General features: G+C 61.9%; 24 protein-coding genes. 14 read left to right on the top strand and 10 right to left on the bottom strand.

Translation table 11 applies throughout. From position 1 onward, the window contains the following. The first annotated feature begins 46 nt into the window (after positions 1 to 46). Together amn and GQ39_RS21375 are read left to right on the top strand one after the other, a co-directional pair. Positions 47 to 1,546 (top strand): AMP nucleosidase, encoded by a 1,500-nt coding sequence (amn, locus tag GQ39_RS21380; protein ID WP_177329334.1) that lies wholly within the window; start codon positions 47 to 49, stop codon positions 1,544 to 1,546. A gap of 106 nt (positions 1,547 to 1,652) precedes the next feature. Further along, complete coding sequence (locus tag GQ39_RS21375; RefSeq protein WP_047533669.1) at positions 1,653 to 2,288, top strand: pseudouridine synthase; 636 nt, start codon at positions 1,653 to 1,655, stop codon at positions 2,286 to 2,288. Here the strand turns inward: GQ39_RS21375 and GQ39_RS21370 are convergent. Beyond that, positions 2,283 to 2,492: a DUF2788 domain-containing protein gene (locus tag GQ39_RS21370; RefSeq protein WP_007937369.1), complete on the bottom strand. Its 210-nt coding sequence runs from the start codon at positions 2,490 to 2,492 to the stop codon at positions 2,283 to 2,285. The two genes, GQ39_RS21375 and GQ39_RS21370, sit on opposite strands and share 6 nt — an antisense overlap. Positions 2,493 to 2,691: 199 nt before the next feature. After that, positions 2,692 to 3,171 carry an Lrp/AsnC family transcriptional regulator gene (locus GQ39_RS21365; protein ID WP_007937367.1) on the bottom strand — a complete coding sequence of 160 codons (480 nt, stop codon included), beginning with the start codon at positions 3,169 to 3,171 and terminating at the stop codon, positions 2,692 to 2,694. A 467-nt stretch (positions 3,172 to 3,638) separates the two neighbouring features. Between GQ39_RS21365 and GQ39_RS21360 the strand changes: the two genes are divergently transcribed. Beyond that, the gene (locus GQ39_RS21360; RefSeq protein ID WP_047533658.1) at positions 3,639 to 4,673 is read left to right on the top strand and encodes a DUF6515 family protein; all 1,035 of its coding nucleotides are present in this window, start codon (positions 3,639 to 3,641) and stop codon (positions 4,671 to 4,673) included. A gap of 59 nt (positions 4,674 to 4,732) precedes the next feature. Here GQ39_RS21360 and GQ39_RS21355 read toward each other — a convergent pair whose 3' ends face one another. Both GQ39_RS21355 and GQ39_RS21350 read right to left on the bottom strand, forming a co-directional pair. Then, a complete protein-coding gene (locus tag GQ39_RS21355) occupies positions 4,733 to 5,626 on the bottom strand; it encodes a cation diffusion facilitator family transporter (RefSeq protein ID WP_047533655.1) in 894 nt (297 codons plus the stop codon). 29 nt (positions 5,627 to 5,655) lie between these two features. Next, positions 5,656 to 6,075: a hypothetical protein gene (locus GQ39_RS21350; protein ID WP_047533652.1), complete on the bottom strand. Its 420-nt coding sequence runs from the start codon at positions 6,073 to 6,075 to the stop codon at positions 5,656 to 5,658. Between the two features lie 109 nt (positions 6,076 to 6,184). Between GQ39_RS21350 and hrpB the strand changes: the two genes are divergently transcribed. Next, on the top strand, positions 6,185 to 8,701 hold the full coding sequence (gene hrpB / locus GQ39_RS21345; RefSeq protein WP_047533650.1) for an ATP-dependent helicase HrpB: 2,517 nt from the start codon (positions 6,185 to 6,187) through the stop codon (positions 8,699 to 8,701). A gap of 184 nt (positions 8,702 to 8,885) precedes the next feature. Here the strand turns inward: hrpB and GQ39_RS21340 are convergent, their stop codons facing one another. Beyond that, a complete protein-coding gene (locus GQ39_RS21340) occupies positions 8,886 to 9,815 on the bottom strand; it encodes a LysR substrate-binding domain-containing protein (protein ID WP_047533647.1) in 930 nt (309 codons plus the stop codon). Positions 9,816 to 10,040: 225 nt separating this feature from the next. On the opposite strand from GQ39_RS21340, the gene GQ39_RS21335 reads away from it, so the two are divergent. The 5 genes from GQ39_RS21335 to GQ39_RS21315 all read left to right on the top strand — a co-directional run bounded on the left by GQ39_RS21335 (position 10,041) and on the right by GQ39_RS21315 (position 15,941). Beyond that, the gene (locus tag GQ39_RS21335) at positions 10,041 to 11,531 is read left to right on the top strand and encodes an aldehyde dehydrogenase (RefSeq protein ID WP_047539085.1); all 1,491 of its coding nucleotides are present in this window, start codon (positions 10,041 to 10,043) and stop codon (positions 11,529 to 11,531) included. A 21-nt stretch (positions 11,532 to 11,552) separates the two neighbouring features. Continuing rightward, positions 11,553 to 12,923 (top strand): aspartate aminotransferase family protein, encoded by a 1,371-nt coding sequence (locus GQ39_RS21330; protein WP_047533644.1) that lies wholly within the window; start codon positions 11,553 to 11,555, stop codon positions 12,921 to 12,923. 394 nt (positions 12,924 to 13,317) lie between these two features. Beyond that, positions 13,318 to 14,304, top strand: coding sequence for an ABC transporter substrate-binding protein (locus GQ39_RS21325; RefSeq protein WP_047533642.1), 987 nt, complete (start codon positions 13,318 to 13,320; stop codon positions 14,302 to 14,304). Between the two features lie 9 nt (positions 14,305 to 14,313). After that, positions 14,314 to 15,117, top strand: coding sequence for an ABC transporter permease (locus GQ39_RS21320; RefSeq protein ID WP_047533639.1), 804 nt, complete (start codon positions 14,314 to 14,316; stop codon positions 15,115 to 15,117). Continuing rightward, the gene (locus tag GQ39_RS21315) at positions 15,105 to 15,941 is read left to right on the top strand and encodes an ABC transporter ATP-binding protein (RefSeq protein ID WP_047533636.1); all 837 of its coding nucleotides are present in this window, start codon (positions 15,105 to 15,107) and stop codon (positions 15,939 to 15,941) included. Before GQ39_RS21320 ends, GQ39_RS21315 begins: the two co-directional genes overlap by 13 nt. Before the next feature lie 62 nt (positions 15,942 to 16,003). On the opposite strand, the gene GQ39_RS21310 is transcribed toward GQ39_RS21315, so the two are convergent. Both GQ39_RS21310 and GQ39_RS21305 read right to left on the bottom strand, forming a co-directional pair. Next, entirely contained in the window at positions 16,004 to 17,083 is a 1,080-nt protein-coding gene (locus GQ39_RS21310) for an endonuclease/exonuclease/phosphatase family protein (RefSeq protein WP_047533633.1), read from the bottom strand. Between the two features lie 77 nt (positions 17,084 to 17,160). After that, complete coding sequence (locus GQ39_RS21305) at positions 17,161 to 17,835, bottom strand: YciC family protein (RefSeq protein WP_047533630.1); 675 nt, start codon at positions 17,833 to 17,835, stop codon at positions 17,161 to 17,163. A gap of 178 nt (positions 17,836 to 18,013) precedes the next feature. On the opposite strand from GQ39_RS21305, the gene GQ39_RS21300 reads away from it, so the two are divergent. The 3 genes from GQ39_RS21300 to GQ39_RS21290 all read left to right on the top strand — a co-directional run bounded on the left by GQ39_RS21300 (position 18,014) and on the right by GQ39_RS21290 (position 20,127). After that, a complete protein-coding gene (locus GQ39_RS21300; protein WP_047533627.1) occupies positions 18,014 to 18,799 on the top strand; it encodes a DUF2076 domain-containing protein in 786 nt (261 codons plus the stop codon). A gap of 214 nt (positions 18,800 to 19,013) precedes the next feature. Then, on the top strand, positions 19,014 to 19,493 hold the full coding sequence (locus tag GQ39_RS21295; RefSeq protein WP_047533625.1) for an NYN domain-containing protein: 480 nt from the start codon (positions 19,014 to 19,016) through the stop codon (positions 19,491 to 19,493). A 22-nt stretch (positions 19,494 to 19,515) separates the two neighbouring features. Then, complete coding sequence (locus GQ39_RS21290; protein WP_047533622.1) at positions 19,516 to 20,127, top strand: 3'-5' exonuclease; 612 nt, start codon at positions 19,516 to 19,518, stop codon at positions 20,125 to 20,127. Positions 20,128 to 20,174: 47 nt separating this feature from the next. On the opposite strand, the gene GQ39_RS21285 is transcribed toward GQ39_RS21290, so the two are convergent. After that, on the bottom strand, positions 20,175 to 20,627 hold the full coding sequence (locus tag GQ39_RS21285; RefSeq protein ID WP_047533619.1) for an Lrp/AsnC family transcriptional regulator: 453 nt from the start codon (positions 20,625 to 20,627) through the stop codon (positions 20,175 to 20,177). A gap of 164 nt (positions 20,628 to 20,791) precedes the next feature. Between GQ39_RS21285 and yedA the strand changes: the two genes are divergently transcribed. Both yedA and GQ39_RS21275 read left to right on the top strand, forming a co-directional pair. Beyond that, positions 20,792 to 21,721 carry a drug/metabolite exporter YedA gene (yedA, locus tag GQ39_RS21280; protein WP_047533616.1) on the top strand — a complete coding sequence of 310 codons (930 nt, stop codon included), beginning with the start codon at positions 20,792 to 20,794 and terminating at the stop codon, positions 21,719 to 21,721. 78 nt (positions 21,722 to 21,799) lie between these two features. Then, a complete protein-coding gene (locus tag GQ39_RS21275; RefSeq protein WP_047533613.1) occupies positions 21,800 to 23,137 on the top strand; it encodes a DEAD/DEAH box helicase in 1,338 nt (445 codons plus the stop codon). A gap of 99 nt (positions 23,138 to 23,236) precedes the next feature. Here the strand turns inward: GQ39_RS21275 and GQ39_RS21270 are convergent, their stop codons facing one another. Both GQ39_RS21270 and GQ39_RS21265 read right to left on the bottom strand, forming a co-directional pair. Then, positions 23,237 to 24,478, bottom strand: coding sequence for a TIGR03862 family flavoprotein (locus tag GQ39_RS21270; RefSeq protein ID WP_152614044.1), 1,242 nt, complete (start codon positions 24,476 to 24,478; stop codon positions 23,237 to 23,239). Between the two features lie 290 nt (positions 24,479 to 24,768). After that, on the bottom strand, positions 24,769 to 25,689 hold the full coding sequence (locus tag GQ39_RS21265) for a histone deacetylase family protein (protein ID WP_047533607.1): 921 nt from the start codon (positions 25,687 to 25,689) through the stop codon (positions 24,769 to 24,771). Positions 25,690 to 25,721 lie beyond the last annotated feature (32 nt).

The following is a 25,721-nucleotide window of genomic DNA, read 5'->3' as shown; positions in this document are numbered from 1 at the left end:
TTGTAGCTGCATGCCACTGTTCCCGTGAAGCGACGATGCAGGCAAGATGAAGGCCTGCAAGTCAGAACACAGGATGCTGATCGTGACCGAAGCTTTTATTGTCGTTCAAACCGCCGAGCAAGCCGTTGACCGGCTTGCGCTCTTGCACAATCGTGCAACCACCGCACTGAGCCAGGCGCTCAAGCGTTACCTCAAGGATCGCGTCGAGCCCGATGCCGAGCAGCGGGCATTGTTCCGTTATCCCGAACTGCGTCTGACCTACCTTTGCCAGGGCGAAGTCCCGCAGACCACCCGCGCCTACGCCAAGGTCCAGTTGCCAGGCACCTACAGCGTCACCGTCACCCACCCTTCGGCGTTCCGTAAGTACCTGCTGGAACAGCTCGTGCCCTTGATGCACGACTTCACCGTGACCGTAGAGGTCGGTGTCAGTCAGCAAAACATCCCGTATCCGTATGTCGTCGAACAGGGCGATGAGCTGGCCGGCTCTGGCGTCACCGCTGCCGTGCTGGCTCGGGTGTTCCCGAGCACCGACCTGTCGGCGGCGACCGACGGCATTGCCGATGGTTTGTACGACTGGGAAAACACCGATCCGCTGCCACTGGCGCTGTTCGATGCCGCACGGGTGGACTTCTCCCTGCGCCGACTGGTGCATTACACCGGCAGCGACTGGCGTCATGTACAGCCGTGGATTCTGCTGACCAACTACCACCGTTACGTCGACCAGTTCATCGTCCATGGCCTTGAACAATTGCGCAAAGACCCGCGTTTCGTGCGCATGGTGCTGCCGGGCAACGTGATCATCGAAAAGAGCATGGACCACGGTGAAGCCTCGGCTATTGCCGCCGGCGTGGTCTGGCACCGCTACCAGATGCCGGCCTATCACCTGATCGCCAGCGATGGCCATGGCGTAACCTTGGTGAACATCGGCGTCGGCCCGTCCAATGCCAAGAACATCACCGATCACCTGGCGGTGCTGCGTCCGCACTGCTGGCTGATGATCGGTCACTGTGGCGGCTTGCGTCAGTCGCAGACCATTGGCGACTACGTGTTGGCGCACGCCTACATGCGCCGCGACGGGATTCTCGACCGGGTGGTACCACCGAACATTCCGATCCCGGCCCTGGCCGAGGTGCAGATGGCCTTGCAGCAAGCGGCGGCCAACATCACCGGCGAGCAAGGCGACCAATTGAAGAAACGCCTGCGCACCGGCACCGTATTGACCTACGACGACCGTAACTGGGAACTGCGCTGGGCCCAGGAGCGTCCGCTGATCAACCTGTCTCGCGCCGTCGCGGTGGACATGGAAAGCGGCACCATTGCTGCCCAGGGCTATCGCCTGCGTGTGCCTTACGGCACGTTGCTCTGCGTGTCGGACAAGCCGCTGCACAGTGAAATCAAGCTGCCGGGCTCGGCCAACGCCTTCTATGAGCGCGCGGTCAGCCAGCATTTGAAGATCGGCATCGAGGCGGTGGACTTGCTGCGCACCGAACTCAACTCGCTGCACTCGCGCAAACTGCGCAGCTTCGACGAACCGCCGTTCCGCTAACGGTTTGTCATGGTCATTTAGCGGTCGGGGCAAGGGCGTGGCAGTGGTAATTATTGATGGCGCGCCCTAGCATTGTCAGCCCTGACCGTTAGATGTCTCTTTTGCCATGTCCCGTCCTCAACGTCCCGTTTCCCGCCGTCCTGGCGCGAAGCCATCCCCTTCGGCCCCGCGCCGTGTCGCCAAGGCGCCACCGGCCGAGCCAAAACTGATCCTGTTCAACAAGCCGTTCGATGTGCTGACGCAATTCAGCGATGGCGAAGGTCGGGCGACGCTCAAGGACTTTATCGATATTCCGGGAATTTACCCCGCCGGACGGCTGGACCGTGACAGCGAAGGCTTGCTCCTGCTGACCAACGACGGCCAGCTACAGGCGCGGATCGCCGACCCGAAACACAAATTGGCCAAGACCTATTGGGTGCAGGTGGAAGGTGAGCCGAGCGCCGAGCAGTTGCAGCGCTTGCGTGACGGTGTCGAGTTGAACGACGGCATGACCTTGCCCGCCGAGGCGAGGCAACTGGATGAACCCGAGTTGTGGCCGCGCAATCCGCCGGTGCGCTTTCGCAAGAGTGTGCCAACCCGTTGGCTGGAACTGGTGATTCGCGAGGGGCGAAATCGTCAGGTGCGCCGCATGACGGCGGCGGTCGGACTGCCGACGTTGCGCCTGGTGCGGGTCAGAATCGGCGACTGGACCATCGAAGGGCTCGATCAGGGCCAGTGGAAGGAAGTGCCGGCACGCTTATAAGGTGCCGGACTCGATCAATCCGATCACCACGCTCTTGATTACGAACGCCGCCACGCCAAGGCCCAGCACGAAGAACAGAATGAACGAGCCGAAACGCCCGGCCTTGGACTTCTTCGCCAGATCCCAGACGATGAAACCCATGAAAATGATCAGGATGGAGACCAGGCCGGTCATCATCCACTCTTCGAAAACTGCAGGATCCATTGAACATCTCCAGCGCGGGCGAGGCTAATAGGGCGCGGGGAGTATACGCCTCGCTGGGGGAGGGCAGTATTGACCTGCGGCGGTGTGTCGCAGTCATTCGTCGGCTGTTGCGGCCCCATCGCGAGCAAGCTCGCTCCTACAGTTGATCCTGGTGCGCTGAAGATCCCCTGTAGGAACTGGCTTGCCAGCGAAGGCGCCCTTAGCTACGAAGATGAGTCAGCGGCAACTCTGTGCTGTTCAGCACCTGGTTCAACACAAAACTGGAGCGCACGCTGGTCACGCCTTCAATTCGCGTCAGGTGCCCCAGCAGCAGTTTCTGATAGTGGTCCATGTCCGGCACCACGACCTTGAGCTGATAATCGGCATCCATCCCGGTCACCAGGCTGCATTCCAGGACTTGCGGCAAGGTACGGATAGCCGCTTCGAAGTTCTCGAAGCGCTCTGGCGTATGGCGGTCCATGCCGATCAGCACATACGCCGTCAGGCTCAGGCCGAGCATCTTGCGGTCGAGCAGGGCGACCTGGCGGGAAATGTAGCCGTCGTCCTCCAGTTGCTTGACCCGCCGTGAGCAGGGCGACGGTGACAGGCCGATGCGTTCGGCCAGCTCCTGATTGGAGATGCGTGCATCACGCTGCAATTCAGCCAAAATGCTCAGGTCGTATCGGTCGAGTTTGCTCATCAATCAGGCCTTTGTCATAACTATTGCGACAGATTATCTATCCAGGGTTAAAAATTGCGCAAGTAGTGTTTATTTGAGCAATATTCGCAATCCTCTGCTGGCTCTCCGAGCCTATTCTTATCACCAGAATCACTGCTCGGACAAACAGTCCAGTGCGGCTCGCCCAATCAGGCCAGCTGCGGTCGCCACCCCCACAGGGGATGTGCCGGCCCCCGAGCTACACACTGTCCAGAAGACGGCGTGAGGTGAGCCGACGTCAAAAGCGTCGAGCACGGACGAAGTTCTCAAGGGGAGGCCGACAGGTCTCCCCTTTTTCTATGCCTGGAATATAGTGCTGCCCCTCAATAAATAAGTTTCGCGACTGATAACCTGTGGCAGAACCAGCCTGTGCATTTCCAGTCTTACGTACAAGCGCTGTTCGCTCCTACGGAATCCGTACCCCAGCAGTCCCCACAGTGAGGAAAAGCATGAAGTCGCGCATCTGGCGTTTGGCCGGAGTTGGTTTGCTGTGTGTCAGTGTCACTGCGCAATCGTTGGCCGATGAGCCGCAGAACCGGGGGCCCGAGGGTGGTCGACAGGGGGAGGGCGGTTATCAGGGAAATAATCAGGGCCATGGCAACAATCAACCGCGCCCGCAAAACAATGACGTCATTCGTGGCGACAACAGTCGCCAGTTCGAGCACAACGGGCAGAACCGGAACGATGGCCAATGGCAAAACCGTCAACAGCCCGATTTCAACAATCCGGTTCGTTCCCCTCCGCCGCCACCGCAATTGCCGGCCAATGACTTGCCGATCCAGCCAAGGCCCGACGCTGTGCGTCAGACTCAGCCGCCGCAACGCGGGTATTACCAGGACGTGCCGCGGCGCAACGACAACAACCAGCACTGGGGCGGCTACACCGGTGCGCCGTCGAGTAATAATCAGTGGCAGGGCCGTCCGAACGGGCACGGCAACGGTTGGGGTCCAGGGCCGCAGTATCGCCCGGGTCATGTGATCGATCGCTTCCCGGACCGCGAGTACCGCGTGCCTTACCGTGGCATGGATTATTTCTATTCCGGCGGTTACTGGTATCGCCCGCTAGGCCCGCGTTATGTGGTGGTTGAGCCACCGCGCGGGATTCGCGTCAGTTACTTGCCGGATTACGCCGAACAGGTGTTGATCGGCGGCGCGGTGCTATTTCTGGCGGCGGGCGCGTACTACGCCTATCAGGAGAGTACCCAGGATTACGTCGTGGTCGAACCACCTGTTGGCAGCCTTCAACCGCAGCCGCAACAGCCACCACCACCCGTCAACAACAGTTATGACGTGGTGGCTTACCCGGCCAACGGGCAGTCCCAGGAGCAAGTCAACCGGGATGGCTACGAGTGCTATCAATACGCGGTGCAGCAGAGTGGCTTCGATCCGCGAACCGCGACCTACCAGCCAGACCCTTCGGTGGTGCAAGCCTATCGCCAGGCTCAGGGCAATTGCCTGAGCAGTCGTGGGTATCAGGTTCAGTAGCAGTTTCAAGCTTCAAGCTTCAAGCCGCAAGCTGTGAGCATTAGCCTCAAACTTGCAGCTTAAAGCTTGGAGCTTGCCGCTATTTTCATCGGGTCGGCGTGCACCAGCACTTCGGCTCGCGGGTAGGCGGCGTGAATCGCATCGGCGGCTTGATCGCTGATGCCGTGGGCAACGGATAGCGTCAGATCCCCCGGCAATTCCAGGTGGAGTTGCACGAACCACTGGTTGCCGGAAACCCGCGTGCGCAGGTCATGGGCGCCCAGCACGCCCGGAACGCTGCACGCCAGTTCGAGCATGTGCTGGCTGACATCCGGTGGCAGCTCTTCATCCATCAGCACCGTGAAACTTTCCCGGGCGATCTGCACCGCGCTCCAGAGAATGTACGCGGCAATACCCAGGCCGAACCAGGCGTCGACCTGATGCCAGCCAAACCCGGCCAGTACCAGCGCCACCAGAATGCTGCCGTTGAGCATCATGTCCGAACGGTAATGCAAGGAGTCGGCGCGCACCGCGTTGGACCCCGTGGCCTTGACCACACGATGCTGCAACATCAGCAGCGCCAGGGTCAGGACCAGCGAGAACACAATCACCCCGATGCTGATCCACGGTGCGCCCACCGGCTCCGGATGCTTGATCCGCTCGAACGCCTGCATCGCAATCAGCACCGCACTGCCCCCGATGAACAGCGCCTGCGCCATGCCGGCCAGCGATTCGGCCTTGCCATGCCCGTAGCGATGATCGTCGTCGGCGGGGCGCAGGGCGTAGTGCACAGCCAGCAAGTTGAGCATCGAAGTGATGCCGTCGAGTGCCGAGTCGGTCAACCCGGCGAGCATGCTCACCGATCCACTCAGCCACCAGGCGATGGCCTTGGCGACGACCAGCGTGCAAGCCACCGCCACCGAGGCACGGGTCGCCAGCCGCAGCAGGCGGGCGTGTTCGGAGCTGGAGATCATAAGTGCGGCCTTTCCTTGAAACGCATCGATTACGCGGCGGGTTGCAGGCCGAACATGGCCAGTTGCTGGGTGCTGCCCTTGTGCTGGATCAGGCGTGGATCATCCAGCGGGAAGCTGCGGCCCAGTTCACGCTGCAGAATAGTCTGCAATTTGAGGTTATCGACCTTGCCGTCGGCGCCGATGGCGTCCTTGAGCTTTTCCGGATCAACCTGGGCGGTCTTGCCCGGTTCGAAGTAAATCGCGCCGGTGGCGAAGTCCACGGCAAACGCGATCAGGCCGGGAATGATATAGAACAGAAGGCCCACGGCGTCGAGCACGGCAATGGCCGGGTCGATCTTGCCGTCGATCTGGCCGCGGCGATCCGGGTAGAAGATCGAACCGCAGGCCGTCACTTGGGTCAGCAGGGTGGCAACCAGAACACCGCCAATCAGGCGAAAGGGAATACGCATATGAAATCTCCTGGGTCATTTCAAAACGAAGCGTCATCGGTATGAATTAGGACCGCAACGAACACTGGGCAGTTCGCCGTTATACTCGCCGCTCTGTTTGGGAGCCAGCATGATTTCTTTGCCGATTGATGAAGTTTTACCCGCCCTGCGTGAAGCCTTGGCGACACGCCACGAAGCCGTGCTCGAAGCACCGCCCGGCGCCGGTAAAACCACCCGCGTGCCCTTGGCCTTGCTCAACGAGCCGTGGCTGGCCGGGCAAACCATCCTGATGCTCGAGCCGCGCCGGTTGGCGGCGCGTGCGGCAGCGGAGCGCCTGGCCAGTGAACTGGGCGAGAAAGTCGGCGAAACCGTGGGTTATCGCATTCGGCTCGACAGCAAGGTCGGCCCCGACACCCGCATTGAAGTGGTCACCGAAGGCATCCTCACCCGGCGCTTGCAGGACGACCCGGCGCTGGAAGGCGTGGGCTTGCTGATCTTCGACGAATTTCACGAACGCAGCCTCGACGCCGACCTCGCGTTGGCCCTGAGCCTCAATGGCCGGGAGCTGTTTCGCGACGATCAACCGCTGAAAATCCTGCTGATGTCCGCGACCCTGGAGGGCGAACGCCTGGCCGGGCTACTGGACGATGCGCCGATCCTGCGCAGCGAAGGGCGCATGTACCCGGTGGCGATGCGTTGGGGGCGGCCATTCCAGGCGGGTGAATTCATCGAGCCACGGCTGGTGCAGACCATTCTCGAAGCCTTGAACGATGAGACCGGCAGCGTGCTGGTGTTCCTGCCCGGACAAGCGGAAATTCGACGCGTGCATCAACAACTGGCCGATGCGCTGGGCGACAACCCTCAGGTGTTGCTCTGCCCGTTGCATGGCGAACTGGACCTGGCCGCGCAACGTGCGGCGATCGACCCGGCGCCGGTGGGCCAACGCAAAGTGGTGCTGGCCACCAACATCGCCGAGACCAGCCTCACCATCGACGGCGTGCGCGTGGTGATTGATGCCGGGTTGGCGCGGGTGCCGCGTTTCGACCCTGGCAGCGGCATGACCCGCCTCGACACTCAGCGTATCTCCAAGGCCAGCGCTACCCAGCGTGCGGGCCGCGCCGGGCGACTGGAGCCCGGCGTGTGTTATCGCCTGTGGTCACAGGATCAGCACGAACAACTGGCGGCCTACGGCAGTGCGGAGATCCTTTCGGCGGACCTCGCCGGTCTGGCCTTGCAACTCGGCCGCTGGGGCGTGACGCCCGGGCATTTGGTCTGGCTCGATGTACCCCCCGCCGCCGCGTACGCCCAGGCGCAGGACCTGCTCGAACGTTTGGGCGCACTGGATGGCCAAACGCTGACCCGTCACGGTCAGGCCATGGCCGAGTTGCCGGCGCATCCGCGCATCGCCCATTTGCTGTTGCGCGGCCAGGCCCTGGGTTTGGCAGACATGGCCTGCGATGTCGCGGCGCTGCTTGGCGAGCGCGACATCTTGCGCGGTGCCGGCGCGGATCTGCACAGCCGACTGGTGCTGTTGTCCGGCGAGGCGCGCGCCGCTCGCGGTGCCCAGGGCGGGGTGCAGCGGGCGCGGCAACTGGCGCGGCAATATCGAGGCTATCTGCGCGGCAAGGCAACGCAGCCGGTCAGCGATCCCGATCACCCGCGCTGGCTCGGCGCGCTGCTGGCACTGGCCTATCCCGATCGCGTCGCCCAACAACGACGCGCGAGCGGTGCCGAGTATCGCCTGGCCAACGGCCGTGCAGCCCTGTTCGCCGAAGCAGACAGCCTGATGAAGCAACCCTGGCTGGTAATCGCCGACCTCGGCAGTCGTCAGGGCCAGCGTGAAGAGCGGATTTATCTGGCGACGGATTTCGATCCGGCACTGTTCGACTCGGTACTGGCCGAGCAGGTGCGTGTGGTTGATCAACTGGATTGGGACGAACGCGAAGGCGTGTTGCGGGCCGAGCGTCAGCGCAAGGTCGGGGAACTGATTCTCAGCCGCGAACCGCTGACCGGCCTCGATGAAACCGCCCGCAGCCAGGCGCTGGTCAATCTGGTCCGGCGCAAGGGTCTGGAATTGTTGCCGTGGACGCCGGAGTTGCGTCAGTGGCAGGCGCGGGTCGCCTTGTTGCGCCAGTTGGATCTGGCGGGCAAGGGCGAGAGCGAGTGGCCGGATGTCAGCGACGCCGCGTTGCTCAAAAGCCTGGAGCACTGGTTGATGCCGTATCTGGGCAAGGTCTCACGGCTCAGTCACTTCGCTAACCTGGAACTGTCGAGCATCGTCCATAACCTGTTGCCATGGCCGTTGCCGCAACGGCTCGACGAGCTGGCACCGCATCATTTGAGCGTGCCGTCGGGCTCGTCGATCCGTCTGGATTACAGCGAACAACCGCCGATTCTGGCGGTGCGTCTGCAGGAGCTGTTTGGCTTGGCCGAGACACCGCGCATCGCCGGTGGCCGGCAGGTGGTCAAGCTGCATCTGTTGTCCCCGGCGCGGCGGCCGGTGCAGGTGACGCAAGACCTGGCGAACTTCTGGCGCAGCACCTACGCCGAAGTGAAGAAGGACTTGAAGGGGCGCTACCCGAAACACTACTGGCCAGATGATCCGCTGGTGGCCGAAGCGACCGCACGGATCAAGCCGCGTAAGTAGGCGCTGGCTTGCCAGCGAGGGCGGTCTCAAGGTCAATGCAAGTCACAAGGGCCCCTTCGCCGGCAAGCCGGCTCCTACAAATGGCGTCCGCTGAACCACCACGGAACTTGTGGGAGCTGGCTTGCCAGCGAAGGCGTCCTGCAAAACACCACAGATTCCAAACCCTTCGCCAGCAAGCTGGTGCCTACAGGGTCGGGTGTGTTTTTTCGGATTTTTCGGTGAGCTGCTCGCGGCAGTAATCGGCAAACAGCTGTGCCGGTTTGGTCAATTGGCCGCGTTTCAACCACGCCGCCACCAGTCCTGACCCCGTGACGTCTTCGACAATGTCCACGCACACCACTTTCTGCCCGTCATAGGTGCACTCCGAATGCGGCCGCGTGACCAGGATCGAGAAGCCAAACCCTTGCCCGACCATCCCGCGCACCATCTCGATCGACGGTGAGCTGAAGGCGATGTGCGGCGTCAGGCCGAGTTCCTCGAACAGGCTGACGAAGTAGGTCCGGCTCGGCTGTACATCCAACAGAATCATCGGCTCCAGGCACAGGTCGCGCAGCGACACTTGCTTCAACTGGGCAAAGCGATGATCCGCCGGCAGCAAGGCATAAGGGCGCTGCGCCGGCATCAGGGGTTCGGTCTGGATGGTCGCGTCCAGGTCGTGCTCATAGAGAATCGCCAGATCGAAGGTGCCCGAGGTCAGGCCTTGCACCAACTCCTGCTGCTCACCGTCGCGGATCCGGATTTTTACCCCCGGGTACAGTGCCGAAAACCCCGCAATCAGCTTTGGCAAATACAGCGGTGCGACGGTTTCGAAGCAGCCGATATCAATTTGCCCGGCCACCACGTCGTTGTCGGCCAGAGCGTTCTGTTCGAACTCCTTGGCCATGCGCAGCAGTTCCTGGGCCTTGCGGTAGAAGCGCGCGCCGCTGGGCGTCAGGGAGACGCCCTGGGCGTGATGGCGGATCAGCAGTTGCACGCCGAAGCTGTCCTCAAGGCCTTTGATCGCCGTGGAGATCGCCGGTTGGGCGATATACAACTTGCGCGAAGCCTCGGCGACGCTGCCGCAATCGACGGTGGTAATGAAGTACTTCAATTGACGCAGGTTGTAGGCGGCCACGACAAACCTCGGGACGGACGGGTAAGGCATCCAAGCAATTTACGCACCGCCCGTATCCCTTCAGGCGAAGTTTTTCTCGCGTTTGAACAATAACCACAAGCGGCGCAACCAGGGAGATTGGCTACCCAGTTTTTTCATCGTCTGCGAAGACATTTTTACTATTTTTCCTCGACACGGGCCTGGGCCACCATCCATGCACAAGAAAAGCCCTTGGAGCATCTGAACGTGTTCGAGCTTGCATATTGGCAAAACAAGGCCGCTGCGCTGCGGCTTCCCGACCAGGCCGTGATCGACGGTAAATCCCGTGCGGCGCAGTCGGGACAGACATTCGCGGCCATCAACCCCGCCACCGGCCAGTGCCTCGCCAACGTGGCGGCTTGCGGTGAGGAGGACGTCGACGCAGCGGTGCGCAACGCGCGGCAGGTGTTCGAAGCCGGCACTTGGGCGGCGCGTTCGCCGAGCGAGCGCAAGCAGGTGCTATTGCGCCTGGCGGATCTGATTCTGGCCCATCGCGAAGAACTGGCGCTGCTCGATTCGCTGAACATGGGCAAACCCGTCATGGACGCCTACAACATTGACGTGCCGGGCGCCGCCGGGGTGTTTCGCTGGTACGCCGAGAGCCTCGACAAACTCTACGATCAGGTCGCCCCCAGCGCACAGAACGTGCTGGCGACCATCACCCGAGAAGCGTTGGGCGTGGTCGCGGCCGTGGTGCCCTGGAACTTTCCGCTGGATATGGCCGCGTGGAAACTCGCGCCAGCCCTGGCGGCGGGCAACTCGGTAATCCTCAAGCCGGCCGAGCAATCGCCGTTTTCCGCGCTGCGTCTGGCCGAGCTGGCGCTGGAAGCCGGACTGCCGGCCGGTGTGCTCAACGTGTTGCCGGGGCTTGGCGAACAAACCGGTAAAGCCCTCGGCCTGCACCCGGATGTCGATTGCCTGGTGTTCACCGGCTCCACCGAAGTCGGCAAATACTTCATGCAGTACTCGGCGCAATCGAACCTGAAACAGGTATGGCTGGAGTGCGGCGGCAAGAGTGCGAACCTGGTGTTCGCCGACTGTCAGGACCTGGATCTGGCGGCGCAGAAGGCGGCGTTCGGCATCTTCTTCAATCAGGGTGAAGTCTGTTCCGCCAACTCGCGGTTATTGGTGCAGCGCTCGATTCACGATGAGTTTGTCGAGCGCCTCAAAGCCCAGGCCGAGTGCTGGCAGCCGGGCGATCCTCTGGACCCGTCGAGCACTGCCGGCGCCATCGTCGACAGCCGCCAGACGGCACGCATCATGACGTTCATCCAGCAAGCCGGGCAGCAGGGCGCGACCCGCGTCTGTGGTGGCCGGCAGTCGATCTTCAATGGCTCCGACAACTTCATCCAGCCGACCATTTTTACCGGCGTGAGCCCGGACATGCCGCTGTTTCGCGATGAGGTTTTCGGCCCGGTGCTGGCGGTCACGGCGTTCGATGACGAGGCCCACGCCTTGCAACTGGCCAACGACAGCGTCTACGGTCTGGCGGCGTCGCTGTGGACCGACGACCTCAATCGCGCCCACCGCGTGGCGCGACAATTGCGAGCCGGTACCGTGTCGGTCAACAGCGTTGATGCGCTGGACGTGACCGTGCCTTTCGGCGGTGGCAAACAGTCCGGTTTTGGCCGTGACCTGTCGCTGCACTCATTCGATAAATACACCCAGTTGAAGACCACCTGGTTTCAATTGCGCTGATAACAAAATGGAGAACTGGCGATGACCACCCCACGTGAAACCCGCGACTACCAGGCCGCCGACGCCGCGCACCACATCCACGCATTCGTCGATCAAAAGGCACTCAACGATGAAGGGCCCCGGGTGATGGTCCGTGGCGAGCGCCTGCACCTGTGGGACAACGACGGTCGGCGTTATCTCGACGGCATGTCCGGGCTGTGGTGCACCAACCTCGGCTACGGGCGCAAGGACCTGGCGTTGGCGGCGAGCCAGCAGCTGGAACAGCTGCCGTACTACAACATGTTTTTCCACACCACTCACCCGCAGGTGATCGAGCTTTCCGAGCTGTTGTTCAGCCTGTTGCCGGGTCACTACAGCCACGCGATCTACACCAACTCAGGCTCCGAAGCCAACGAAGTGTTGATCCGCACGGTGCGGCGTTATTGGCAGGTGCTCGGTAAGCCCGAGAAGAAAATCATGATCGGCCGCTGGAACGGCTACCACGGTTCGACCCTGGCCGCGACGGCGCTCGGGGGCATGAAGTTCATGCACGAAATGGGCGGCATGATCCCCGACATCGAGCACATCGACGAGCCGTACTTCTTCGCCCACGAAGGTAACCTGACGCCGGCCGAATTCGGTCTGCGCGCGGCGCAGCAACTGGAAGCGAAGATTCTCGAACTGGGCGCGGACAAGGTCGCCGGCTTCATCGCCGAGCCGTTCCAGGGCGCGGGCGGCATGATCTTCCCGCCGGAAAGCTACTGGCCGGAAATTCAGCGCATCTGCCGCAAATACGACGTGCTGTTGTGTGCCGACGAAGTGATCGGCGGCTTCGGTCGTACCGGCGAATGGTTCGCCCACGAGTACTTCGGTTTCGAGCCGGACACCCTGTCCATCGCCAAGGGCCTGACCTCGGGCTATATCCCGATGGGAGGCCTGGTGCTGTCGAAAAAAATGGCCCGGGTGCTGGTGGAGCAGGGCGGGGTGTTCGCCCACGGCCTGACCTATTCCGGGCACCCGGTGGCGGCGGCGGTGGCGATTGCCAACCTCAAGGCATTGCGCGATGAAGGGGTGGTGACGCGGGTCAAGGATGACATCGGTCCGTACCTGCAACAGTGCCTGCGCGAGGTGTTCGGCAATCACCCGCTGGTGGGCGATATCCAGGGCACGGGCATGGTGGCGGCACTGCAGTTGGCCGAAGACAAGACCAGCCGCAAACGCTTTGCCAACGAGAACGACATCGCCTGGCGCTGCCGCACGATTGGCTTTGAAGAAGGGGTGATCATTCGTTCGACGCTGGGGCGGATGATCATGGCGCCAGCGTTGATTGCCAGCCGTGAAGAGATCGATGAGCTGGTGGGCAAGACCCTGAAAGCGGTCGATCGTACGGCGCAGGAATACGGCCGGCTCTAACACCGCCTGAAGGTCCTGCGGACCTTATCGCGGGCTAGCCACGCTCCCACAGGTTATGTGTCGTGCTTAAACGTGCGACCGACACATGACCTGTGGGAGCGGGCTTGCCCGCGATTGCTTTTGCCCATTCAACGCACTTTTCATTTTTTGCACCCACCCTGTGCACCCTCGCTGCCCCCGCCCTTTTTCCGCGCGCGCTACCCAGTTTTTTCATCATTCCCATCGACATATTTCCTCATTTTCCTGAGCCCTGCCTTGGGCCAACATCGACTTCGCCAGTCAGCCCCATGCTGCCCAACCAAAGGTCCGTCAGAGATCGCCGGTGGCAGCTGATGTTCAGGGCCGCTGGCCGTACTGCCCATCAAAACTAAATCAACAGCTTTGGGAGTGCCCTATGATCAAGTCCTTGCTTACCCGCGTTACTTATCCACTGGCGGTCACCGCCATCGCCGCGACGGTCGCCACCAGCGCCCAGGCCGGCACCCTGTCCATCGGTCACACCACCTGGGTCGGTTACGGCACCCTCTACCTGGCCCAGGACCTGGGCTACTTCAAGGAAAACGGTTTGACCGTGGAACTGCCCGTCGTCGAAGAGGCTTCGATGTACATGGCTGCGCAAGCGTCGGGCGAGTTGTCGGGCTCGGCTTCGACCATCGACGAAGTGCTGAAATACCGTCCGCAATTCTGCTTCAAGGCGGTGGCCGCGCTGGATGACAGCCATGGTGGCGACGGCGTGCTGGTGGGCAAGGACGTCAAGAGCCTGCAGGAGCTCAAGGGCAAGTCCGTGGCGGTCAATGAAGGCTCGACCTCGCAGTTCTGGTTGTCTTACCTGCTGAAAAAACATGGCATGACCATGAGCGACATCACTGTGCAGAACATGACGGCTGACGACGCCGCCACCGCCTTCATCGCCGGTCGCGTGCCCGCCGCCGTGACCTGGGAACCGCACCTGTCGATGGTCCGCGACAAGCAACAGGGCAAGGTGCTGATCGACAGCAGCAGCACGCCGGGCGTGATCGTCGACGTGGTGGCACTCAACTGCACCGTCATCGAAAAACAACCGGAAGACGTCAAGGCCCTGGTGGCCGGTCTGTACAAAGCGGTGCAGTACACCAAGGACCACCCGGAGCAGGCCTACACCATCATGGCCAAGGGCGTCGGCGGCTACCTCGCCGATCCGAAGGAGCTGGCGGCGGCCGCAAAAGGCGTGCGCTTCTACGATCAGGCCATGAGCGAAAAACTGCTCGGCTCGCCGGGCAAGCCGGGTGACAGCGAACCGCTGATCAAACTGGCCAACGAGACCGCCAGCGAGTTGCAGGGCAAGCCTTACAACGTCAGCAATGACGACCTGATCGACAACCGTTTCGTCAGTCCGCTCTAGGAGGTTTGCATGTTCAAGCGCAATTCATGGCTGAGCCGCTGCATCACGCCCAAGACCGGCCTGCCGGTGTCGGTGATCTGGAGTGCGAGCGGCCTGGCCTGGGTCTTGTTGGTCGGCCTCTGGGCCGGCTTGTCCTACGGCGGCGTGGTGCCGGGCATGTTCCTGCCGACACCGGGCGCCGTGGTCGAGGCCGCCGTACGCCTGGGTCGCGACGGCACGCTCGGCCAGCATGTCTGGGCCAGCGTCGAAGTGGTGATGGTCGGTTTTATTGTCTCGTCCCTGGTCGCCGTGCCGCTGGGGTTGCTGATGGGCAGCTTTCGCATCGTCCAGGCGTTTCTCGAGCCGATGGTCAACTTCATCCGCTACCTGCCGGTCACGTCCTTCGTGCCGCTGTTCATTCTGTGGATCGGCATCGGTCTGGAGCAGCGGGTGTCGGTGATTATCTTCGGCGTGTTCTTCCAGCAACTGGTGATGATCGCGGATGTGTCCAAGGGCATCTCCAAGGACTTGATCAACGCCTCCTACACCCTTGGCTCTAACCGTCGTGACGCCGTGCTGCACGTAATTGCCCCGGCGTCCTTGCCGGGCGTGCTCGACACCCTGCGCGTGACCATGGGCTGGGCCTGGACTTACCTGGTCGTCGCTGAACTGGTCGCGGCCTCCAGTGGCCTGGGTTACCTGAGCCTCAAAGCCATGCGCGGCTTTCAGGTGGATGTGATTTTCCTGGCCATCGCGATCATCGGCCTGTTGGGCCTCGCGACCGATCAACTGTTCCGCTTCCTACGTCTGAGGATCACCGCATGGGCTCAGTAACCGCTGCCAATCATCGATTCGCCACCCCCCAGGCCACTGCGGTGCAGGCCGCGCCACGACTGCAAGTGGACAAGGTCAGCCTGCGTTACAAGAAACCCGATGGCGGCACGTTTACCGCGCTGGAAGAGGTGTCGTTCGACGTGCCGGATCAGCAATTCGCTGTGCTGGTCGGCCCTTCGGGGTGCGGCAAGTCGAGCCTGCTGTACCTCACCGCCGGCCTCAACGAGCCCACGTCGGGCGAGATTTATGTGGGGGGCCAGCAAGTGCAGGGGCCCGGTGCGGATCGCGGCATGGTGTTCCAGAGCTACACGCTGTTCCCGTGGCTGACCGTGCGCCAGAACGTCGAGTTCGGACTCAAGCGGCGTGGCATGCCGGCGGCGCAACGCAAGGACATTGTCGACTACTACGTCAACGAAGTCGGCCTGAGCAACTTCGCCGACAACTACGCCAAGCAGTTGTCCGGCGGCATGATGCAGCGTGTGGCGATCGCTCGCGCGCTGGCCAACGACCCGCAGATTCTGCTGATGGACGAGCCCTTCGGTGCCCTCGACAGCCAGACGCGCCTGCAAATGCAGCAGCTGTTGTTGCGGGTCTGGGGCCACAGCAAGAAAACCGTGTTGTTCGTCACCCATGACATCGACGAAGCGATTCTGCTGGGTGACCGGGTCTATGTGATGGGCGCACGTCCCGGGCGGATCAAGCAGATTCTCGACGTGCCGATCGAGCGCCCACGCACGCTGGACATGGTCATGGAACACTCGTTCATTGACATGAAACGCAAGATTTTCGGCTTGCTGCATGACGACCTGGAAGAGGTGCATTGATGCACGTTCTTTGTGGGAGCGAGCTGGCTCCCACAGGGGCGGTGTTGGCCTGGAGTCTGGCGCTAAGGCGCCGCCGGCAGCAGGAATCGGGCGATCACCGGCAAGTGATCGGAGATGCGTAATGTATCGTCCTGTCGCACCCTCGCTTCGACCCGTTTGATGCGCGGGCTGTAAAACAGGAAGTCGACAGTCCGGTCCGGGCCGCTCACGTTCGTATCGTTCGGGTAGTGCGTCAGCCAGCGCGCGCGGTCGATGCCACTGGCTTCGTTGTTGGTGGGGATCATCGGGTATTTGTCCCACAGCACATGCAAGGCGCTGTCGGAGGAATAGGGCGTGCGTTGCTCGCTGGGCAGGCGCTGGTATTGACCCAGGGGCAGGAGGTTGAAGTCGCCGCCGATCAACCACGGCGTGCCACGGCTTTCGAATTTGTCGAGGACCTTGGCCACGGCCGAGACTTGCGCTTGCAGGGTTTCGTCGGGTTGGGTCGCACGGTCCAGATGGGTGTTGAGGACCGCCATCTGGCCGCCGTCGCTCAACGGCAGGTAGGTCAGCAACAAGGCGTTTTTCGGCTTGAACTGACGGCTGATCAGGTTGACCTCCGACACGGGCAGTTGCAGGCGCTCGGCGTGTTCGATCTCGTAGCGGCTCAAGGTCGCCAGTTGCCGGCCAACGCTGCCGAAAATGTGCGGATCAGGGATGAAGTCGGCTTTCCAGTCGAACGCGTGGGCACTGCATGGATAAAGGTCGGCGACCCGCTCCTGCAAGAGCTTGAGCTGATTCTGGTAGTCGCTGGCCTTGGCGCCGTCATCGAGTTCCTGCAACAGCACGATGTCCGGTTGCTCGTCACGAATCACCCGCGCCACCTCATCGAGGCTGAAGGCCATGTCGTCGGCGGTGGGGGCTTCATCGGTGCCGGCCGCCAGGTCATTCCAGAACACGTAGCGCTTGCCCGCCAGGTACTGGACGTTCCAGGTCATCACCTTCAACGCCTGGCCAGGCGCCAGGGTCGGGGCCTGAGTACTGCAACTGACCGGCAGCACCTCCCTGGCGTCAGGACGCCAGGTCAGGCTGTAGACCATCGCGCCTGCCAGGGCGATCACAATCAACAATCCCAGCAGGGTGTAGCGCAATGGTCGGGTCATGGCTCGGCTTATTATCTTATTATTGTGTTACGAGGATAGACCCCGAGCATACCCGACTGACAAGCCATCGCCCACGGTCAGCGTGGTCCATCGATTTTTTCCGGCGTATCGCCGATCAGCATGAACAGGCGGAACAGCACCACGCTGGTGAACAGTTGCAGGAAGCTGTGGGCACTGTCGATCAACAGCGAGATCATCGGGTTCTGCGGGTCGGGATACACCGCCAGCGTCGCGCCCTTGAGCACCCACAACGGCCCCATCACGCACAGAATGCACACCAGGATGCGCATGAAATGCCCGCGGGTCAGGCGCAGGCTTTCCTTCATCGCCGCCAGCGGGGCCAGGCCACGCAGCACCAGCAGGTATTCGCCGAAAGCCAGGGTCACCATCAGCCAGATGCCCGGCAGGAAATACAGCGACAGGCCGAGCAGTATCAGCACGGTATTGAGGGCCGTCAGCAAGGCAAAGCGCGGCCACAGGTAGGCGGACCTTGTCAGCAGATCGCGGTTACGGGGTGATTCCCCACGGCTGCGGGCATCGAGAAACAGAATCAGCGCGGCGGTGTACAGCGGATAGATCAGCAAACCGACGATCACGCTGATGCCTGGAAAACTGTCGGGCTCGGTCGAATGGTCGACCACTTGTTGCAGCAGGGCCTCGATGATCACCAGCGGCAGGCACAGTTGCACAATCTGGCCCAGATTGCGTTTGAAGAAGTACAGGGAGTCACGCAGTACGTCGAACGGATTCATCAGTCGGTATCGCAGGTTGAAAGCAGTGGTCCACTTTAACCGATGATGTGCACAAGGGCACAAACGTAAACGTTCGGTAAAGGTCATTGAAACAACTTGTTTCAGCCTCCATTAAGGTCAGGCACCTTATCCTCGGTGGATACAGGCAACGATTTTCCCGGCAATCTAAGAGGTCGCCATGAACAGCGAAGAACAAACCCTGATCGATGGACTGTTTTCCCGGCTGCAACAGGCCGAAACGAACTCAGCCCCGCGCGACGCCCAGGCCGAGGCGCGGATCAAGGAACACCTGACTCGCCAGCCCGCAGCGGGTTATTTCATGACCCAGGCGATTCTGGTGCAAGAGGCGGCGATCAAGAGCCTCGACGAGCAGAACAAGCAACTGACGGCACAAATCCAGCAATTGCAGGCCGAACTTCAGCAGGCCAAGGCGCAGACAGCGGCGCCGGCCCCGAGCAGTGGCGGCTTTCTGTCGAGCATCTTTGGTGGCAGCGCCCGCGACCCGCAGCCGGCGCCCAGCCAAAGCGCACCGGTATCGAGTGGTGGCGGCTGGCGCGAGCCAGGGCGGTCGTCGTTCGGTGGCCAACCGCCGCAGCAAAACTACGGTGCTCCGCAGCAGGGCTTTGCGCAGCAGGGTTATGCGCCGCAGCAGCAGGCTCCGGCAGCGGCCGGCAGCAGTTTCCTCGGTGGCGCGCTGAAAACCGCCGCGGGCGTCGCGGGTGGCGTAATGCTGGCGCAAGGCATCAGCAGCCTGTTCCATAACAATCAGCAACCGCAGGAAATCGTCGAAGTCATCAAGGAAGAGCCGGCCCAGGTCAGCGACCAGAGCAACAATGGCTGGGGCAATGACCAGCGTATGGCGGGTAACGATTCCTACAGCAACGACCAGGGCGGCTTTACTGACGCCGACTACAACGATGACAGCTCATCGTTCTTCGGCGGCGACGACGACTCTTTCGTCTGACCCTTCTGTTGCACCTGACCTGTGGCGAGCTCGCTCGCCACAGGTGTCATTCCAAAGGTGTCACTCCCCAACGTTGCCCATTCCACAGGTGCCATTCGTCCGAGGCGTCCGGATGCCTCGGGCCGATTATTCGCGGAATACGCCTTCAGGCTGGCATACTGGGCGCCTTTTCGGGCCTGGTGCCTGATCCTGCCTGCGCCCAAGGGGATGTGCGGTGAAAAAAATCGCAGTGTTCGCCGATGTCCAGAACCTCTACTACACCGTGCGTCAGGCTTACGGTTGCCACTTCAATTACGCCGCGCTGTGGGCTGAAATCAGCAAGCAGGGGCAGATTGTCGAGGCCTACGCCTACGCCATCGATCGCGGCGACAGCAAACAGCAGCAGTTCCAACAGATCCTGCGCAATCTCGGGTTCACCGTGAAGCTCAAGCCTTTCATCCAGCGCAGCGACGGTTCGGCCAAGGGCGACTGGGACGTGGGCATCACCCTCGACATCATGGACGCCGCCGACCATGTCGACGAAGTGGTGCTGGCCTCCGGCGACGGTGATTTCGACATGCTGCTCGAGCGCATCATCAGCAAGCACGGCGTGCAAGCGGTGGCCTACGGCGTGCCGGGCCTGACCGCCAATTCGCTGATCCGCGCGGCCAGCCGCTACGTGCCGATCGAAGGCGCGCTGCTGCTCAAGAATTGATTTTTACGGAGTTGAAACAGGTTTGGAACGCATCGCAGTCATCGACTTTGAAACCACCGGGATCTCCCCGAGCAGCAGCTGCCGGGCCACGGAAATTGCCGTGGCGATCCTTGAACAGGGGCGCATCGTCGAGCGTTACCAGAGCCTGATGAATGCCGGCGTGCGTGTCCCGGCCTTCATCGAACAACTCACCGGCATCAGCAACGCCATGCTGCGCACCGCGCCATCCTCCGAGCAGGTCATGAACGAGGTCAACGAATTCGTTGGCGCCATACCATTGCTGGCGCACAACGCCGCGTTCGACCAAAAATTCTGGGATTTCGAGCTCGGGCAGATCAAACGCATGCGTTTGCAGAGCTTCGCCTGTTCGCTGCTGTTGGCTCGGCGCCTGATGCCTGGGGCGCCCAACCACAAACTTGGCACCCTCACCACTTTTGCCAATCTGCCCCACACCGGCAAGGCCCACCGGGCCATGGCGGACGCGGAAATGGCCGCCAACCTTACGGTGCACCTGGCCGAAGAACTGCGCCAGAAACACGGCGTGCGCGAGTTGTCCCACGACCTGCTGTGCAAGTTGCAGAAAGTGCCGGCGGCAAAAGTGGGCGAACATCTGAAGCGCTATCGCGGCTTCTGACTACACCGCAGATCCCCTGTAGGAGCCGGCTCGCTCCGACAGGTTGTTCACTTTCCATTGCCCTCGATGTGCCCCAGCGGCACGCGCTTCTCTATCGCGCTCGACAACACAATCGACGTCTTGCTGAAGCCGAACGTGGCGATCCGGTTGATCAACTCTTCCAGCTCCGGCATCGAACCCACCGCCGCCTGCATGATCACGCAGGGATCGCCCGTCACCCGGTGGCATTCAGTCAACTGTGGGATTTTGATCAGGTCGTCGTAGGCTCTCTGGTTGCCGTGCTGGTTCAGGCGCAGTTCGATCACGCACTGGATGGGCAAGCCCAGCTTGGCCATGTCGACTTTCGCCTGGTAACCGGTGATGACTCCGCTGGCTTCGAGCTTGGCCACGCGTTCGGCCACGGCGGGGGCGGACAGGTTGACCTTGCGCGCCAGGTCGGCGTAGGACGCGCGACCGTTTTCCAGCAGGGCGCTGAGCAGCATGCGGTCGTATTTATCCACGGGGCGACTCCTGAAAAGGGCTGACTTTCGAAACAACGGTATATAGCGCTGAACTCCGTGTTTTGAAAAGTGTACCGGCGCTTTAAAAAGGTTTTGTAACTTATTTTCTGCTGTCAGCCTTTCTAGAATAGCTGCTCACTTGTCTTGCCTGTGAGCTGCCCCCCATGCCTGGCCTACGTCGTTTTCCCTTACCGCTGATCGCCGCCTTCTTCGCCTTGTATGTGATTTGGGGCTCGACCTACCTGGTGATCCGCATCGGCGTGGAGTATTGGCCGCCGCTGCTGCTGGCCGGGATTCGCTTCGTCATTGCCGGGAGCTTGATGTACGCCTTCCTGCGCTGGCGCGGGGCACCGGCACCGACCTGGGCGCAATGGAAAGCCGCGGGCATCATCGGTGTGTTGTTGCTGGCGTGCGGCAACGGCGCGGTCAGCGTGGCTGAGCACACGGGCGTGGCCTCAGGTGTCGCCGCCCTGGCGGTGGCGACGGTGCCGTTGTTCACCTTGCTCTGTGGCTACTTGTGGGGCGCGCGCAATACCCGTCTCGAATGGGCCGGGATTGTCCTCGGGCTGATCGGTATCGCCATGCTCAACCTCGGTTCCAACCTGCAATCGAGCCCGCTGGGCGCCGCGTTGTTGATCTTTGCAGCAGCCACCTGGGCCTTCGGCTCGGTGTGGAGCAAACACTTGCCATTGCCTCAGGGTGCCATGGCCAGTGCCGTGGAAATGCTGGTGGGCGGGGTGGTGTTGCTGATCGGCAGTGCCGTGAGCGGCGAACACCTGGAAAAGATGCCACCGATCGAAGGCTGGGCCGCGCTGGCGTACCTGACCGTGTTCGGTTCGATCATCGCCTTCAACGCCTACATGTATCTGTTGAAACACGTGCGCCCGGCGGCGGCCACCAGTTATGCCTACGTCAACCCGGCGGTGGCGGTGTTGCTGGGGATCGTGTTTGTCGGCGAGACCATCGGTATCGAAGAAGGGCTGGCGATGCTGGTGATCATCAGTGCCGTGGTGTTGATCGGTCTGCCGCAGTGGCGCCGTTCGCCACCGCAGCCGGTGGTGAAGGCAGTGCCGACAGAATCCCGTGTGAATTAGGGTAAACTGCGCGCCATTGCACATTTGTTTGCACACTTGTTTTGCACAACCCGCGCTGAATTTTCCTACGGTACTCCCATGACTTTCGCCACCCTTGGCCTGATCGAACCCTTGCTGCGCTCCCTCGAGAAGCTTGGCTACCAGACTCCGACGCCGGTTCAGGCGCAAGCCATACCGGCGGTGCTGGCCGGTCGCGACCTGATGGCCGCCGCCCAGACCGGCACCGGCAAGACCGCCGGTTTTGCGCTGCCGCTCCTGCAATTGCTGGCCATGGAAGGGCCGAAAGTCACCGCCAACTCGGTCCGCGCGTTGATCCTGGTGCCAACCCGCGAACTGGCCGAGCAAGTTCACGAAGCCGTGCGCCAGTACGCCGAGAACCTGCCGTTGCGCACCTACGCGGTGTACGGCGGCGTCAGCATCAACCCGCAAATGATGAAGCTGCGCAGCGGTGTCGATCTGCTGGTGGCGACCCCGGGCCGTTTGCTCGACCTGTTCCGCCAGAACGCGCTGAAGTTCAACCAGTTGCAAACCCTGGTGCTGGACGAAGCCGACCGGATGCTCGACCTGGGCTTTTCCGAAGAACTGGCGAACATTTACCGCGCATTGCCGAAGAAACGTCAGACGCTGCTGTTCTCCGCGACCTTCTCCGACGACATCCGCCTGCTGGCCGGGCAAATGCTCAACGACCCGCTGACCATTGAAGTCAGCCCGCGCAACGTGGCCGCCAACACCGTCAAGCAATGGGTGGTGACGGTGGACAAGAAACGCAAGCCCGAGCTGTTCGTGCACTTGATGCGCAAGGGCAAGTGGAAGCAAGTGCTGGTGTTCGCCAAGACCCGTAATGGTGTGGATGCGTTGGTCGAGAAGCTGCAGGGCCTGGGCATCAACGCCGACGGCATTCACGGCGACAAACCCCAGGCGACCCGTCAGCGTGCGCTGGACCGTTTCAAGGCGAGCGAAGTGCAGATCCTGGTCGCCACCGACGTCGCGGCCCGTGGTCTGGATATCGAAGACTTGCCGCTGGTGGTCAATTTCGACTTGCCGATCGTCGCCGAGGACTACATCCACCGCATCGGCCGTACTGGCCGCGCGGGCTCGACCGGCGAGGCGATTTCCCTGGTGTGTGCCGATGAAGTGAACCTGCTCTCGGCCATCGAGATGCTCACCCGTCAGACCTTGAAGCGTCAGAACGAGCCGGACTTCGAGCCTGAGCACCGGGTGCCGGACACCGATGCCAGTGGCCAGGTGATCAAGAAACCGAAAAAGCCTAAGAAGCCGAAAGCTTCGGGTGGTGGCGGCAAGCGTAACCTGGGCAAGTGGGTTGATAGCGGGGAAGTCGCACCAGCAGAACCTTCGGTCAAGCCTGTGCGCAAGGTGCCGGTGTTCAATACCGGGCCGCGCAAGCGTAAGCCTTGATTAACGGCGGCGTCTGCTAAGCCGCCTTCGCCAGCAGGCTGGCTCCCACAGGTTTTCCCTGTGGGAGCCAGCCTGCTGGCGATGGGGGCTACTCGGTCTTCAGCCCTTGCGCTGCAACCACTCAATCATCCCCAACCCCGCCGCCCGCCCACTGGCGAAACATGCGGTCAGCAAATAGCCGCCCGTCGGCGCTTCCCAGTCCAGCATTTCCCCCGCGCAGAACACCCCAGGCAGTTGCTTGAGCATCAAGCGTTCATCCAACGCTTCGAACAACACACCGCCCGCACTGCTGATGGCTTCGTCCAATGGCCGGGTTTTCACCAGTGTCAGTGGCAATGCCTTGATGGCCTGGGCCAGCAAAGCCATGTCCGTGAAAGTTTCGGCAGAAGTCAGTTCGCGCAGCAGCGCGGCTTTCACCCCATCGATGCCCAACTGACTGTGCAGGTGTTTGGCCATCGAGCGTGAGCCGCGCGGCTTGCTCAATGCCGACTGCACTTTATCCACAGGCCGGCCGGGCAGAAGGTCGATATGAATCGTCGCCGAGCCGTGCCGGTTGATCGCTTCGCGGATCGGTGCCGACAGGGCGTAGACCAGGCTGCCTTCGATGCCGGTGGCGGTCATGACGCATTCGCCGAGGCGCGGCACGTCGTCGTTGAGGCCGATGGCGATGTTTTTCAGCGGGCTGCCTGCGAATTTGCTGACCATCAAATCGCTCCAGGCCTGCACTTCGAAGCCACAATTACTCGGTTGCAGCGGTGCCAGTCCTACACCGCGTTGCTCCAGTGGCCGCATCCAGGCGCCGTCCGAACCCAGGCGCGCCCAACTGCCGCCACCGAGCGCCAGCAGGGTGGCGTCGGCCTGAACGGTTTTTTCGCCTTCGGGGCTGTCGATGCGCAAACCGCCGTTTCCATTCCAGCCCAGCCAGCGATGGCGGGTGTGGATAACGACGCCGCTGTCACGCAGACGCTTGAGCCAGGCACGGAGCAGCGGCGCGGCTTTCATGTCGGTCGGAAAGACCCGGCCCGAGCTGCCGACGAAGGTGTCGATGCCCAGGTCCTGAATCCACTGGCACAGGGCTTCGGCGCCGAAGCCGCGCAGCAGTGGGGCGATCTGCGGTGCCCGTTCGGCATAGCGCGAAAGGAACGCCGGGTAGGCTTCGGAGTGGGTGATGTTCATGCCGCCGACACCGGCCAGGAGGAATTTGCGCCCGACCGAAGGCATGCCGTCGTACAGATCGACCTTGATCCCGGCCTGACTCAACACTTCAGCCGCCATCAGGCCGGCGGGGCCGCCACCGATGATGGCGACGTGAAAGGCGGAGGGTGTCGAGGGTCGGGTCATGGGCTGCGCTGCGGTCTGGCGGGATAGGGCGGGCATTCTACCAGCCTCGCCTTCTGTAGGAGCGAGCTTGCTCGCGAAGGTCTTGAACGATAACGCGTGCAACCAGATGCCCAGCGGTGACGTTATGTTTCTCGCGAGCAGGCTCGCTCCTACAGGGGTTATCGGTGTTTTTTAGGGTGGTTAAAAAATGATCATTAGTCTGTAGCCCACACCCCGCATGGGCTGCGGTCCCTTTCACTCAGGTTATCCACAGGCAGCTCCACAGGCATTGTGGGTAAAGCGCCCACAACTCAGTGACAACCTGATGACTGCCAGACCCGCTGCGCGCTGTGGTGGAGAATGCCGTGGCGGCGGGCCAGGGCTTTGCGGTCCTTGCTGTAACCGCCGCCAATCACCCCGACCACCGGGATGTCGCGGCCCAGGCAGTGGCGCATCACGGCTTCATCGCGGGCGGCGAGGCCTTCGTCTGTCAGTTTCAGATAGCCGAGGGCATCGTCCTTGTGCACATCGACGCCGGCGTCATACAGCACCAGATCCGGCTGATAGAGCGGCAACAAATAGTTGAGCGCGTCATCCACCACCTTTAGGTAGTCGGCATCGCCCATGCCATTGGGCAATGGAATGTCCCAGTCGCTTTCGGCCTTGCGTGCAGGAAAATTCTTCTCGCAATGCAGGGAAACGGTAATAGCCTCCGGAGTGTCGTGCAGGATGCGTGCAGTCCCGTCACCCTGGTGCACATCGCAATCGAAGATCAGCACCCGGTTTACCCGGCCACTTTCCAGCATGAAATGGCTGATCACCGCCAGGTCATTGAAAATGCAGAAGCCGGCCGGGTGGTCGTAGTGAGCGTGGTGAGTGCCACCGGCCAGGTGACAGGCCAGGCCATGCTCGAGCGCCTGCTCGGCCGCCAGCAACGAGCCGCCGACCGCCCGCACCGTGCGCCGGGCCAGGGCTTCGCTCCAGGGCAGGCCGAGGCGACGTTGATCCTCGCGGGACAACTCGCCGCCCATGTAGCGTTCGATGTACGAAGGGTCATGGGCGAGGGCGAGAATCTCCGGCGGGCAGAGTTGCGGACGCAGCAGGTCGGCGTCGCGAGTCAGGCCGCTGTCCACCAGGTGATCGCGCAGCAAGCGGAACTTGTCCATGGGGAAGCGGTGATCCGCCGGGAATTCGGGACTGTAGTCTTCGTGATAAATCAGCGGCAGCGGCATGATGCTTTCGTACAGGAATGAGTGAAGGATCC

This window comes from Pseudomonas sp. 11/12A, from assembly GCF_000800055.1.
GTDB lineage: Bacteria > Pseudomonadota > Gammaproteobacteria > Pseudomonadales > Pseudomonadaceae > Aquipseudomonas > Aquipseudomonas mohnii.
Note: the sequence above shows the minus strand (reverse complement) of the source record. Positions and strands in the feature narration are given on the sequence as shown.

Coding starts and splice junctions, on each gene's coding strand:
- GQ39_RS21375 (WP_047533669.1), top strand. CDS start 1,653: ATGTCCCGTCCTCAACGTCCCGTTTCCCGCCGTCCTGGCGCGAAGCCA.
- GQ39_RS21365 (WP_007937367.1), bottom strand. CDS start 3,171: ATGAGCAAACTCGACCGATACGACCTGAGCATTTTGGCTGAATTGCAG.
- GQ39_RS21310 (WP_047533633.1), bottom strand. CDS start 17,083: ATGACCCGACCATTGCGCTACACCCTGCTGGGATTGTTGATTGTGATC.
- GQ39_RS21265 (WP_047533607.1), bottom strand. CDS start 25,689: ATGCCGCTGCCGCTGATTTATCACGAAGACTACAGTCCCGAATTCCCG.
- GQ39_RS21370 (WP_007937369.1), bottom strand. CDS start 2,492: ATGGATCCTGCAGTTTTCGAAGAGTGGATGATGACCGGCCTGGTCTCC.
- GQ39_RS21300 (WP_047533627.1), top strand. CDS start 18,014: ATGAACAGCGAAGAACAAACCCTGATCGATGGACTGTTTTCCCGGCTG.
- yedA (WP_047533616.1), top strand. CDS start 20,792: ATGCCTGGCCTACGTCGTTTTCCCTTACCGCTGATCGCCGCCTTCTTC.
- GQ39_RS21360 (WP_047533658.1), top strand. CDS start 3,639: ATGAAGTCGCGCATCTGGCGTTTGGCCGGAGTTGGTTTGCTGTGTGTC.
- GQ39_RS21330 (WP_047533644.1), top strand. CDS start 11,553: ATGACCACCCCACGTGAAACCCGCGACTACCAGGCCGCCGACGCCGCG.
- GQ39_RS21350 (WP_047533652.1), bottom strand. CDS start 6,075: ATGCGTATTCCCTTTCGCCTGATTGGCGGTGTTCTGGTTGCCACCCTG.
- amn (WP_177329334.1), top strand. CDS start 47: ATGAAGGCCTGCAAGTCAGAACACAGGATGCTGATCGTGACCGAAGCT.
- GQ39_RS21315 (WP_047533636.1), top strand. CDS start 15,105: ATGGGCTCAGTAACCGCTGCCAATCATCGATTCGCCACCCCCCAGGCC.
- GQ39_RS21325 (WP_047533642.1), top strand. CDS start 13,318: ATGATCAAGTCCTTGCTTACCCGCGTTACTTATCCACTGGCGGTCACC.
- GQ39_RS21270 (WP_152614044.1), bottom strand. CDS start 24,478: ATGACCCGACCCTCGACACCCTCCGCCTTTCACGTCGCCATCATCGGT.
- GQ39_RS21275 (WP_047533613.1), top strand. CDS start 21,800: ATGACTTTCGCCACCCTTGGCCTGATCGAACCCTTGCTGCGCTCCCTC.
- GQ39_RS21355 (WP_047533655.1), bottom strand. CDS start 5,626: ATGATCTCCAGCTCCGAACACGCCCGCCTGCTGCGGCTGGCGACCCGT.
- GQ39_RS21305 (WP_047533630.1), bottom strand. CDS start 17,835: ATGAATCCGTTCGACGTACTGCGTGACTCCCTGTACTTCTTCAAACGC.
- hrpB (WP_047533650.1), top strand. CDS start 6,185: ATGATTTCTTTGCCGATTGATGAAGTTTTACCCGCCCTGCGTGAAGCC.
- GQ39_RS21320 (WP_047533639.1), top strand. CDS start 14,314: ATGTTCAAGCGCAATTCATGGCTGAGCCGCTGCATCACGCCCAAGACC.